The organism is Cyclobacterium sp. 10D3-21, assembly GCF_055809755.1.
Genome location: NZ_CM147924.1, coordinates 4,104,231 through 4,117,169, shown reverse-complemented (window position 1 = coordinate 4,117,169; position 12,939 = coordinate 4,104,231). Strand labels below are relative to the sequence as shown.

Sequence of the window (12,939 nt, the reverse complement as noted above, 5' to 3'; positions counted from 1 at the left end):
CTAATTTAGGGAATTATTATTGGAATGGGTTTCGGGTGAATAAAGTGTAGAAAATTCAATTCTTCCAGTTTTTCTATTAAAAAGAGCTGTGCAGAGCCCTATATTGCCCTTTTGAATTTCACTTTTTAAATAGGGATTGCTCGAAAGAATTAAAGCTTTAGAATACTCAAGGTTCCACCTTGCCAATTTGTCTGACCAGTACTCCAAATTCGAGAGTGAAACATCCCTGGGTTGGAATAGGGCTGCTTTCAGGGAAGGAGTAAGTAAACCGCTTGGTAGCTTATCTGGGGATGATATTATGTTTTTTAAAGATGCATTTATTAATTTGTTGGGTGTATTCCCCAAGATCAGAATCAATTTTGCATGTTGTTTTTTGCAAGAAATTTCAATGGTTTCAATCAGGTGAGTGTCCAGGATGTTAGCAGCAACTTTTAATGGAATGAGATCACCAATTCCAGTGTTCATCAACATATTGAGAGGTTCCCGCATGTCTATACAGTTAATTACTACTGCCAGAGGAGCATCTTTAATGAAATCCTTCAGTTTTTTGTTTTGGAAACGTTGAGATACCAGGTCGCCATCAATGTATCGTTTATTTCCTTCCGCCAAGAAGTCCAATATTTTTTGGGGTGACTTAAGGTCATTTCTGTCTTGTGAATTCTTGCGGTCAATTATAATTTTCTTTTTGGGTGAATAATTGTCTCCCAATCCTATTATACTGAAGTCTATGCTGTTTTCTTGCGCAAAGGTATGTTTGTAGTCCTCAAAAATTTCTAAAATATCAGGTTCAATATAGGAAGAAAAGGAAGCGTCAATGATTACTTTGGTCCCTTTTGGTAAGTTCCAAAGTGTTCTTTTAATGGCAGGTTTATTTAAAAATGAGACTTCATTAGATAGCTCCAGACGAACCGTTTTCTTTTTGTTGGTAGGGTTGGTTTCCTCTATGTAATACGGATTATAGAAATTACTTCTAAGCAAGAAGAAAACACTTACAGCAGATCCAATCATTACTCCCAATAAAACATCTGTCATAAGAATGGCTATGACTGTGACCGCAAAAGGCAAAAACTGAACCCAGCCTTTTTGATACATCTGCCGGATGATTTGGAAAGAAGTAAGCTTGTACCCCACAAGAAGTAAAATGGCAGCAAGAGAAGCCAAAGGGATTAGGTTGATGATGTTACTGAGAAATAAAACACTAATCATCAATAGAAAGCCATGGATCAGGGTAGACAATTTGGATTCAGCACCCGCCTCAATATTTACGGAACTACGAACAATTACTGAGGTAATGGGAATGCCCCCTAATAACCCAGCCAGTGTATTTCCGACCCCTTGGGCTACCAATTCCTGATTGGGTGGACTACGTCTTTTGTGCGGATCAAGGTTGTCTGTGGCTTCGAGATTTAAAAGGGTGGCAATGGACCCAATAATGGCAATGGTAAAAGCATAGGTCCATACTTTCCTGTCGTTGATGGCCGTAAAATCCGGGAAAGTGAATAATGAACCAAATTGATTAACCTCTGGTATATTGACGAGATGCACGCCTTCCAGATAAAGGCCAGGAATAAAAATTTTGAAAAGCTGGTTTAGTGCAACACCAAGTATTACAACGAATAGTGAAGGTGGGAAAAGTTTTAAATGCTTTAAAGGGGTTTTGTCCCAAAACACCATGGTAGCCAATGAAACCAGAGACAGCACTAGTGCACCAGGTGCAATGGAAGTAAGTACCAAAAGAATTCTTTCCTGAAGCCCATTAAAAACATCTTGAGAATAATTTAAAAGCCGGCTTTTATCGAGTTCTACTCCCAAAGCATAGGGCAGCTGAGAAAAAACTAAAATTAACCCAATGGCTGCTAAAAGGCCTTTAATGATATTGGTAGGGATATAGTCTGCAATTCTCCCAGCCTTCAGCAAGCCAAGTATTATCTGAATTATTCCTCCAATCAAAAGGGCCAAAAGGAATACCTGAAAGGAATCCAATAACTGGATGGCTACCAAAACAACTGCCGAAAGGCTAGCTGCCGGGCCGGAAACACTGGTGTGAGACCGACTTAATAAACCTATAACTATTCCTCCGATCATTCCAGAAATCAATCCAGAGATCAGTGGAGCGCCACTAGCGAGCGCTATTCCCAAACACAAAGGGAGCGCAACCAAAAAGACAACAATTCCAGCAGGGATGTCCTTGGATGGATTGGTGCTTATTTTCTGATTCAATATTCCAATGGTCTTATTGTTCATTTGGTTTTCGAAGGACCGTTTTCTTTTCAAGTTAATACTTACAGTTAAGTTGAATAATAGTAAAAACTATCAATAGTATTAATAAACAAATTCAGTCTAAGAATGAATTATTAGCTACCATTTCAAATCCTTAAACAAAAATAGAATAAGAATTGGAAAAATTATTCTCATCCTCAAATATATATCTCAGCGAAAAAAAATTATATTTATCTATTCAAGTTTTATTTACATAGAATGAAAAAACCCAATTTAGCTATGAGATTTGCAAAGATATATTTGCCTATAATTGTAATTCTTCTTTTATCCTTTCGGGCCAACCCTGTAATTGGGCAAAATGATTCTAATCACTTTTTTTATGGAGATTTACTTCCAGATGCACCTGAATTGGCGGAGAGGGGAGAATATGCTATCGGGGTTCAAACCCTGGAACTTATTAACGAAAATCAGCCAGACATTGCCAATTTCAGTAAAGAAGACCAACCTGATTACGACAGACCATTGACGGTTGAGATTTGGTATCCTGCAGATGATGATTCCAAACCTGAAACCATTTATAAGGATTTCATTGGGGTTGCAAATGATGTAAAACGCCCACTAAGTCATTTTTCATTTAAAGGTAGGGCTGCCCGGAATGCTATCCCAAAAAATGACGAAGGAGGCTACCCTTTAATTATTGTCTCACATGGCTATTTGGGATCCAGGTACCTGATGACTTATCTTACTGAAAATTTGGCATCTAAAGGCTATGTAGTGGTAGCCATACACCATACAGAATCAACTTTTGAAAATCCCGGAAAATTTTCAAGTACCCTTTATCACCGTCCCTTAGATGATCTGTTTGTTTTAAACGAAATGGCCGAAAGAAATTTACATGACGAAGGGTTTTTAAAAGGAATGATTGACACGGACAATACGGCATTGATAGGTTATTCGATGGGTGGATATGGCGCATTAAATGCTACAGGAGCGGGTTTTTCAGCTGCTTTTGGAGGTTTCTTTGGGCAAATGACAGGAGGAAGTAATAAAATAATGGAGCGTAGTTTAGCCAACCCTTCGTATGCAGCGTCTGTTGACCCACGAGTAAAAGCGGTGGTGGCTTTTGCCCCTTGGGGAATGGCCAGAGGAGTGTGGGACAGTGAGGGATTGGCTAACCTTAAGCTCCCAGTGTTTTTTGTAGCCGGTGACCAAGATGATATTTCAGGTTATGAAGATGGAATCAAGGCCATCTATGAAGGTGCTGTCAATGCCAATCGGTACTTGCTGACTTATAAAAATGCCAGACACAATGTGGCACCCAACCCACCACCTGCAGAATCATTCCAAAAGGGCATGCACCTCGATGAATACCTGAGATATGCAGAGCCTGCCTGGGATCAGAGAAGAATTAACAATATCAATCAACATTTTGTCACTGCATTTTTGGGCATCCACCTTAAAGGAAAAGACTATTCTCCCTATCTTGATTTACCGATGGATGCATTAGAAGAAACTTGGAAAGGTTTTAAACCTAGAACCTCTATTGGTTTAGAATTAAGGCATATAGAGGCCAATAAGTGAGAGCGTTATTAACTAATTTTATTCATTATATTTATTAAAATTTTAATGCGTATGTTATTCAATTAAAGGACCATGAAAGACATGAGATTTACTTTGGTTATTTTTGCGCTTTTGGCATTTGTCAGCTGTGATAAAAGGGAAGAAGAATTGTCCGAAAAGGTAACGGTCAATCAGTATGTTGATTTGCTTGTAAAGGGGAAATATTCCTCCATGGAATTACCTTCTTTTACAGCCGCTGATATCCCTGACTTACTTGAATACCGAAACAGTAGACAAAAAATATCGAATTTTCCGATCAACTGGATATCTTCTTCCTTGACAGAAGAAAGCACTTTAGGGATGTATGTTTTATGGACAGTAGAATCTATCCGTGCAGTTGCCATTGAAAGTGAATTTTTAATAGGGAGGTTCCCCTCTCAAAACCCTGTAGTGCAGATGCGAGAAAGTCCATTTGAATATGTGCCAGAGGAAGAATCCCTTGAGATAGTCGCTGATGCCTATATGGAATGGTGGCAGAAAAATGAATACAGGGGGTTTGATGAATTTAAGGAAGTTGATCCAATGCTGAGTACTGACCTAAGGTGGCATTAAGATGGTATCAATGATAGGGTTAAAATCCCTGTTTTTGAATGGATTTCGTACGCTATTACCACTGATTTTGAGCAAGAATTGTTATTATTTATTTTATTGGGGGGGCTGAGAATAGCAAGTATTCCTTATATTATCAAAAACACCAGATTCCCAAGTATTTTTCCTTTGAAAAAATACTTGGGAATCTTTGTGTCATAAAGATAGTAGGTATGCTGATGTTGGCATAAAATAATATAAAATTTGTGCTACCTTTAAATCCTGAAAACCCATTTTTGATCTCTGATTTCGAGTTAAACCCAAATCCAATTGATTTACTATAATTGAACCTCAAAAATGGATTTATATTTGAGTGCAGAATATAAAAATAGGCTACCAGAGATGTTTTGATTAATTGCTGTTTTGAGCATTTGATTCTGGCGGTATTTTGGGTTTGTGGGGTCTCATCTAGTTTATGAAGAAAATGAAGGGTTAAGCAAAATTTCAACCTTTGGTCTGGAGAAGTTAATTGTCTAATTATATCAACTTTATCCCGGATTACGCAATAGGCTTCTTAGTGGCTACACCATGTTAGAGAACAGTTATTGCATATTTCGGGTTTAATCATCTGAAAATTTAAATGAATAGGAAAATAAAAGTTCTTTATATAAGCTATTTACAATTCAAAAAGAATTTTATTCAATATCCTTACCGGAAATTTAATTTCATAGAGTTATTTTTAATTTGGGTAAGTCAAAAAGTTACCCGTTCGCAGTTTCTTGTTTTGTCTGGTATTTTGGTTGGACTTAGTGCTGGATCTGCCGGGGTTATTTTGAAAGTATTTGTTCATTATATTCAATCTTCCATTAGCGCAGATGTTCCTTTAGAGGAAAGGTTACTTATCTATGGGATTTTCCCCATGATTGGCATTACCCTAACCGCTTTTATTGTAAAATATTTTTTTAAGGGAGATGAGGAGAAGGAAATTTCCTTTATTCTCAAAGATATTTCCAAAAAGCAGAGCAAAGTAAAATTAAGTAAGATGTATTCTCAAATTTTACAGAGTGGGATAACTGTGGGGTTTGGGGGTTCTGTAGGGCTTGAGACGCCAATAGCTGTCACAGGGTCGGCGATTGGCTCTAACTATGCTCAGCGGTACAGGTTGGGTTTTAAAGAGCGAACACTATTATTGGCCGCAGGTGCTGCGGCCGGAATCTCTGCAGCCTTTAATGCTCCTATAGCTGGAATAATGTTTGCCTTCGAGATAATTCTTACAGGGCTTGTTTTTACAGATTTCATACCATTAGTTATTGCTGCCATCTGTGGAAGTCTGCTTTCTACAATTATCTTGAATGAGGACATACTCTTTAATTTTCAGGCGCGCGAAACTTTCAATCATTTCAATGTTATTTATTTTCTGGGCTTAGGGGTATTGACAGGTTTATACGCAAGGTACTTTTTAGTTGTTGGGCAAAGGGTTCAAAAGTTTTTTGATCGATTTGAAAAACAGGTGCTTCGTAGAGCGATTTTAGGAGGTGGTATTCTTTCCATTCTTTGCGTTTTGTTTCCACCTCTTTTTGGTGAGGGGTATATGAATATTAGAACCATTTATCAAGGTGATGTAGAATTGCTAATTGAGGACAGTCTATTTCGGTATATTGGGAATTCAGATGTTATCATTATAGTGTTTTTATCATTAACGATATTGTTAAAGGCATTTGCCACCAGCATCACCTTAAGCTCTGGAGGAAATGGAGGTAATTTTGCACCTTCCTTGATGGCTGGCGGACTTTTAGGATTCGTGTTTGGGTTCTCTTTAGAAATAATGGGTTTTACAGATGTCCCCACGACCAATTTAATGTTGGTAGGTATGGCTGGGGTAATGTCTGGAGCCATGTATGCCCCACTGACAGCGATATTTCTAATTGCTGAATCCAGCAGTGGGTATGATTTGTTTATCCCTCTGATGATTGTCTCAGTGACTTCTTATATCATCAACCGTTCGTTTTCTCCAATCAATCCATCTTTTAAAGAGTTGGCTGAAAAAGGGGATATATTTACAACACGGCAGGATCAGAATATTTTGGCTCATATTTCGCTAAATGATTGTATTAACCCTTCCTCAATTCTAATCCGAACCACTGATAGTATGGAAGAAGTGCTTCATATATTCAGAAACAGTGATCAAAATAGTATGGCTGTAGTGGATGCCAATAATCAATTCTGGGGCGTGTTGAATCGGGAACAATTGCGTCCATTCCTGCTAAATAAAGAGTCTGCAGATGGAACAAGCGTAAATCAATTGGCCATTGCCCCGCCATTCATTATATCGCCCAATGATTCTGTAATGGAGGTAACCAAGATGTTTGATGAAGCAGATGTATGGCAATTGCCTTTGCTTGATGAGGAGAGAATGTTTAAAGGCTTTATTAGCAGGTCAAAAATCTTAACCAATTATCGTGCTTTGCTTAGGGATTACTCTGAGTAAAGAAGCGGATTGACAGAAAGGGGATAGGGTTCCTAATGTTTGGTGCCAATACAAAAAAAACATTTCAAAATGAATTTTAATATTTGGACTGATTTCAAAATTAGAAATCAAACTAATGCAAAAAAAAAACCTGATCAATAGATCAGGTTTTTTTATTCACTTTAACCACTAACAACCACAAATAAAATTTGCTTGCCAGGTGGCAAACAAAAAAAATTTGTTGTAGTCCGTACGGGAATCGAACCCGTGTTTCATCCGTGAAAGGGATACGTCCTAACCCCTAGACGAACGGACCAAAATAAAAAAGAGCATCATGTGAAGTAGTCCGTACGGGAATCGAACCCGTGTTTCATCCGTGAAAGGGATACGTCCTAACCCCTAGACGAACGGACCATTTGAGTATTGATGTGCTCTTTTTCCTAAATGGTGATGCAAATATAGGGTCTTTCAAGAACAAACCAAAACCCACCAAAAAAATAATCCAAAAGTTATCACAATCCTTTGAAAGTTAGGGGTAAAATTTATAGAAAGAAAAAAAATAGGGGTTGGTAAACTTTATTTTTGTCTATTCTGTTTCAATTATATAACCCATAGAATAATTATCAAATTAAAAATTTTAAAATTATGGCCTTAAGATTAGGAGATATTGCACCGGATTTTACCGCTGACTCTTCAGTAGGGGAAATTAACTTTTACGATTACCTTGGAGACAGCTGGGGTATTTTGTTTTCTCACCCTGCCGATTACACTCCAGTATGTACTACCGAATTGGGAGCTGCTTCAAAGCTAAAAGACGAATTTGACAAAAGGAATGTTAAAATGCTTGCCTTAAGTGTGGATGGAGCAGAAAGTCACAGGTCTTGGATCAAAGATATTAACGAGACACAACATACAACTGTTGGTTTCCCTATAATTGCTGATGAGGACAAAAAAGTTTCCGAACTTTATGACATGATTCATCCAAATTCCAATGAAAGTTTTACCGTTCGTTCCGTTTTTATCATCGGTAATGACAAAAAAGTAAAACTTATCATCACTTATCCTGCAAGCACAGGGAGAAATTTCGTTGAATTATTAAGGGTAATTGATTCTTTGCAGTTAACCGCCAATTATTCAGTAGCTACACCAGCAGATTGGAAAAATGGTGAAGATGTGGTTGTTTCACCTGCCATTAAAACGGAAGATATTCCTTCTAAATTCCCTAAAGGGTTTAAGGAAATAAAACCTTATTTAAGAATGACACCACAACCTGATTTAAAATAAATTAGGAAAAATAGTGGGGCTGATCTTTTTCAGCCCCTTTTTCTTTTTGTAGGTAAATTGAAAATGTCTTTTCATGATTATAAAGGTTTTACTTCTTTGGTAGGCATTTTATTAAATTTTATCCCTAAACCTAAATTTCAGGATTCGAAATCATTAATAATTTCAGGTTGTGGTATTGATGAGCTTTGTAAATGGTCACAATTACAGGACGATACCTTCCTATGAAATTGATGCCCACTGTAAGGGATTTATATAGGTCTAGCCAAGTCGGAACTTTTAGTAAGACAAACATTGGATTGAGAAACAATAAACTATAGAGAGATCTCCAGATCAGATGGTTTATTTTATAATGGAATCAAAAAGGATGTCAAATATTAACCAAGTTTATGCCAGGCAAAATACATGGCCTATTTTTAGTTTGCTATTATTTTAGTACTTTTTGAAGTTATTGTTTTATTTTTGTAGTTTTTAAATTTTCTTTCCATAAAAACTGATTAAAATCATTGCTGATATAATAAATTCAGGCATAATTATTCGTATCATTCAGATAAATTTCTTCAAACAAATAATTTATAATTCATATTTTATAATTCTTAAATTAAGAATAGAAAATTAGTTAATGGATAAGAAAATAATTAGTAGCATTATCGTCGGATCAGGGAAATACTTACCAAAAAAGATTGTCCCCAATGATTATTTTTTAACCAAAGAATTTTATGATGCAAGCGGCAAACGATTAGTTAAACCTAATCAAGATATTGTGGCAACGCTCCAAAAAATCACTGAAATAAGAGAAAGGAGGTATCTGGAGGACAATTTAATGACTTCAGATATGGCTTATTTTGCAGCACAGGACGCCTTGACTTCAGCTGATATAGACGGAGAATCCCTGGACTATATTATAGTGGCACATAATTTTGGCGATATTTTGAATGATAATATTCGAATTGATACTTGTCCAACAATAGCCTCCAGGGTCAAACACAAGCTAGGTATAAAAAATCCCTATACTGTAGCTTATGATTTACCTTTCGGTTGTCCCGGCTGGATCCAGGGGATGATACAAGCCAATTATTACCTGCAATCTGGTGATGCTAAAAGGGTGATGGTAATAGGAGCGGAAAACTTGTCTCGAATTTCTGATCCCCATGACATCGACAGTATGATTTTTTCTGATGGTGCAGGGGCGGTCATTTTAGAGGCAAAGGAAGGGGAAAGTAAAGCCGGTATACTGGCACATATTACAAGATCAGATACCTTAGACCATGCCTTTCTATTGACTATGGGGCCTTCTTACAATCCCGATTACCCTGACAACACCCGGTTTTTAAAAATGAATGGTAGAAAATTGTATGAATATGCAATAAAAACTGTTGCGCCTACGCTTAAGGAGTGTATTGAACGTGCCGAAATTGATATAGAAGACCTCAAGCATGTATTAATTCACCAGGCAAATGCCAAAATGGACCACAATATTTTAGAGCGTCTTTTTTTACTTTATGACAAAACCGATATTCCAAATGGTCTTATGCCTATGAGTATTCAGGAATTGGGAAATAACTCGGTGGCAACTGTACCTATTCTTTACGATTTGGTGGTGAAGGGTAAAAAAGAAAACCATCAATTCAAATCCGATGACTATTCTTTATTTGCCTCTGTTGGGGCTGGGATGAATATTAATGCTTTTGTGTATCTTCATCCTTAATATTTAACTATTCATTTGCTATGATCAGAAAGATAGATGCACATCAGCACTTTTGGCGCTATGATCAGATTGATTATTCATGGATTAGTGAGGAAATGGTCAATTTGAAGAAGGATTTTCTTCCAGATGATTTATTTCCAGTATTAGCGGCGAATGGGGTGGAAGGGACCGTTGCAGTACAAGCATTACAGGATGAGAAGGAAAACGAATTCCTCCTTGGACTTGCTGAAGAACATCCCTTTATTTTAGGCGTAGTGGGGTGGATCGATTTAAAGACTCCAGAACTGCTAGCGCGGTTAAACGTCTATGAAGCCTATAAAAAGCTAAAAGGCTTTAGACATGTTCTTCAGGACGAAGAAGACCCCGAATACATCCTAAATGAAGCCTTTCAACGAGGCTTAAGAACAATATTCGATGTTGGGTATACCTATGACCTTTTGGTGCTTCCACATCAAATGAAAGGTGCTATCAAGACAGTGTCCAATTTTGAGGGAGGAAGCTTTGTTCTCGATCACCTGGCGAAGCCGGACATCAAGAATGGTCAGAATGAGAAGTGGAAGGAGAACATCAAAGCATTGGCTGAATTCCCCAACGTTCACTGTAAGTTATCGGGAATGATAACGGAGGCCGCATGGAATCAATGGGAGGAAAAAGATTTTTATCCCTATATGGATACCGTAATGGAAGCCTTTGGAGAGGATAGGCTGATGTTCGGGTCGGACTGGCCAGTTTGCAAATTGGCAGGTAGTTACGAACAGGTAATAGGACTGGTGGAAGGATATTTCAAAGGCCATTCCGAGTCTACCTTGCAAAAAATATGGCACGGGAACGCGTTAAACTTTTATCGTCTTTAAATTAAAATTTCATTATGAAGAGATATTGTCTTGCTTTGGATTTAAAGGATGATCCTATCATCATCGAGAAGTACATTAACCATCACAAAAAGGTTTCTGAAGAAATAATTTCTAGTATAAAAGGTGCAGACATTGAAGTGATGGATATTTACCTTACGGGAAACCGGCTTTTTATGATCATGGAGGTTGGGGAATTCTTTTCTTTTGAGGAAAAAGCCAAAATGGATGAAAGCAATCAAAAGGTGCAGGAATGGGAAAAGTTAATGAGTACGCTGCAAAAGGCACTTCCATGGGCCAAACCAGGAGAAAAATGGGTAGTCATGGAAAAGATTTTTTCGCTATAAAAAACAAAAAATAGCAGCTTATTAACCCAATAAAAGCAATAGGTTTTTATCTATTGTCTATTTTGCGTGAATGAAAGTCTACTTCGCATTTATGATTTACCTATTGGTAAAGGTAAAATGGAATTGAAGAATTTTACTTTTTCCCTATGAAAAAATGGGAGTATTTGACCTATAAATTTTCAATGTTTTATTTTAGATTATAATAAAAATATAAGTAGTTTTAAGCTATTATAAATTTAGTTTTATGAAATATAGATTTCAGTATTTCGTATTGCATTAAATGTTTTTTATTGAATTGGTAAAAAATATCAACCAGAATAGACTTTTTATTATTATGAAAATAAGTAAAACTTTAGGGCTATTTTTTGCCTGCATGGTGCTTAGTTTAACCGCATTTTCCCAGAAAAATCATTTGAGCTCACAAGAAGGAAGTGCCAATATTGGGATTGGCATTGGGCTTCCATATGGAGGAATTGGATTAAATATGGGTACAAATGTAGCTAAAGGAGTACATTTATTTGGAGGTGTTGGCTACCAGATTGCTGACATTGGTTATAATGTAGGGATAATTAAAGATTTTGAAAGCAAGGGTATGGCTCAATTTTACCTCTCAGGTATGGTTGGTACGAATGCTGCGATTAAAATTGATGGATTGCCTCAATCAAGTAAAACTTATTTTGGTCCCTCTTTTGGTATGGGAATTAAAATAAATAGCAATCGGAAAGAAGGGAATTTTTGGGATATGGGAATAATAATTCCAGTAAGATCTTCTGAATATAAAAGTGATTTGGAAGGGTTAAAACAAGATGCACGGATTACTGGCCTTACTGAGCCTTGGCCTGTTTTATTGGTATTTGCTTATAATTTTAATTTGTAAATGTATTTCTCAGCATCACTGATACATAATTTATTAAAATAATCCCTGAAAAGGAATATCCAATTCAGTGATTACTTTGAAAATCAGGCTATCATTCCATATCACCTTTACATCCCTCCCCTTCATCTAATAATCAATGACAAAGGGGAACTTTTGAATTTTGCAATTACTCAGGGAAATGTTGATGACAGAGCTCCCTTGAAGAATAAAAGATTTGTGAATGAATTAAAAGGAAAACTTTATGCTGCAAAGGATATATATCCAAAGTATTGACGGAATTATTGTTTATTAATGGCCTTCACCTGATTACCAATATCAGAAATAATATGAAAAATACCCTGATGGAACTAAAAGATAAGATAATGCTCAGAAAAAGATCTGTCATTGAAACGGTGAATGATGAACTTAAAAACATGTGCCAGATTGAACATTCCCGACACCGTTCATTTAATAATTTCATCACAAATTTGATCTCAGGCTTGATTGCTTATACTTTTTCCCAAAAAAGCCTGGAATCAAATATGAAACCGTCCAAACTAACCAAATTGCCATATATTAAAATAGAACTCAGGTAGATAGTAATTTTTAACGGAATTATTAATATTGGGACGCGGTGGCCGGGCCAAAACTACGAGGCGACGTTGGGCTTTGTGGGGGGAAGATTAGTTTTGGCTAGATTTTTCTTTGGTTCGTTTCTTTTCATCATGTTTACCCTGTCTTATTCAGGGCCTGTCCTGATGCGTAGCAAGTCAGGGGAAAAGAAATGAACGGATAAATATTAAATATGCCTTTACCCTGGCCAAAAACTTTAATAATATTCCCAGCATCCCAATTTCCTATATCTATGCCAAAACATTTACTATTGCATTTGTTACTTTTTTGCTGCAGGCCTGCCCAGAAACAAAGTAGCTCAGGGCCTGCCCTGAGTTTATTCAGTGGTCAAAAAAGTAACCAACCTGTCCTGGGACTTCAGGGAAAACCCCGCCGCTGAGTATCTTTTTGGCTAAAATTTAAGGCTTGCTAATCTCTGCTTAAATTTC

Annotated in this window: 9 protein-coding genes, 2 tRNA genes and 1 pseudogene; 9 read left to right on the top strand and 3 right to left on the bottom strand. The window is 36.9% G+C overall.

What is annotated here, in order from left to right; translation table 11 throughout:
- Positions 1–2,244 (bottom strand): bifunctional SulP family inorganic anion transporter/carbonic anhydrase, encoded by a 2,244-nt coding sequence (locus AC0L7T_RS16270; protein WP_473336578.1) that lies wholly within the window; start codon positions 2,242–2,244, stop codon positions 1–3.
- Between the two features lie 255 nt (positions 2,245–2,499).
- Here AC0L7T_RS16270 and AC0L7T_RS16265 point away from each other — a divergent pair, with 255 nt between their 5' ends.
- The 3 genes from AC0L7T_RS16265 to AC0L7T_RS16255 all read left to right on the top strand — a co-directional run bounded on the left by AC0L7T_RS16265 (position 2,500) and on the right by AC0L7T_RS16255 (position 6,856).
- Positions 2,500–3,801 carry an alpha/beta hydrolase family protein gene (locus AC0L7T_RS16265; protein WP_473336576.1) on the top strand — a complete coding sequence of 434 codons (1,302 nt, stop codon included), beginning with the start codon at positions 2,500–2,502 and terminating at the stop codon, positions 3,799–3,801.
- Between the two features lie 72 nt (positions 3,802–3,873).
- Positions 3,874–4,392 carry a DUF4943 family protein gene (locus AC0L7T_RS16260; RefSeq protein WP_473336575.1) on the top strand — a complete coding sequence of 173 codons (519 nt, stop codon included), beginning with the start codon at positions 3,874–3,876 and terminating at the stop codon, positions 4,390–4,392.
- A 616-nt stretch (positions 4,393–5,008) separates the two neighbouring features.
- Positions 5,009–6,856, top strand: a complete 1,848-nt coding sequence (locus tag AC0L7T_RS16255) for a chloride channel protein (RefSeq protein WP_473336573.1) — start codon at positions 5,009–5,011, stop codon at positions 6,854–6,856.
- A gap of 223 nt (positions 6,857–7,079) precedes the next feature.
- Here the strand turns inward: AC0L7T_RS16255 and AC0L7T_RS16250 are convergent.
- Together AC0L7T_RS16250 and AC0L7T_RS16245 are read right to left on the bottom strand one after the other, a co-directional pair.
- Positions 7,080–7,151 (bottom strand) — tRNA-Glu (locus tag AC0L7T_RS16250).
- Positions 7,152–7,177: 26 nt separating this feature from the next.
- Positions 7,178–7,249, bottom strand: a tRNA-Glu gene (locus AC0L7T_RS16245).
- A gap of 231 nt (positions 7,250–7,480) precedes the next feature.
- Between AC0L7T_RS16245 and AC0L7T_RS16240 the strand changes: the two genes are divergently transcribed.
- From AC0L7T_RS16240 to AC0L7T_RS16215, 6 genes and pseudogenes are all read left to right on the top strand, one after another.
- Positions 7,481–8,119 carry a peroxiredoxin gene (locus tag AC0L7T_RS16240; RefSeq protein WP_473336571.1) on the top strand — a complete coding sequence of 213 codons (639 nt, stop codon included), beginning with the start codon at positions 7,481–7,483 and terminating at the stop codon, positions 8,117–8,119.
- Between the two features lie 619 nt (positions 8,120–8,738).
- On the top strand, positions 8,739–9,824 hold the full coding sequence (locus tag AC0L7T_RS16235; RefSeq protein WP_473336570.1) for a 3-oxoacyl-ACP synthase III family protein: 1,086 nt from the start codon (positions 8,739–8,741) through the stop codon (positions 9,822–9,824).
- Between the two features lie 20 nt (positions 9,825–9,844).
- Positions 9,845–10,678, top strand: a complete 834-nt coding sequence (locus tag AC0L7T_RS16230) for an amidohydrolase family protein (RefSeq protein WP_473336569.1) — start codon at positions 9,845–9,847, stop codon at positions 10,676–10,678.
- Between the two features lie 14 nt (positions 10,679–10,692).
- On the top strand, positions 10,693–11,022 hold the full coding sequence (locus AC0L7T_RS16225; RefSeq protein WP_473336567.1) for an L-rhamnose mutarotase: 330 nt from the start codon (positions 10,693–10,695) through the stop codon (positions 11,020–11,022).
- A 334-nt stretch (positions 11,023–11,356) separates the two neighbouring features.
- Positions 11,357–11,899 (top strand): hypothetical protein, encoded by a 543-nt coding sequence (locus tag AC0L7T_RS16220; RefSeq protein WP_473336565.1) that lies wholly within the window; start codon positions 11,357–11,359, stop codon positions 11,897–11,899.
- A gap of 120 nt (positions 11,900–12,019) precedes the next feature.
- Positions 12,020–12,458, top strand: a pseudogene (locus AC0L7T_RS16215) (IS982 family transposase); the annotation flags it as partial.
- Positions 12,459–12,939: the final 481 nt, after the last annotated feature.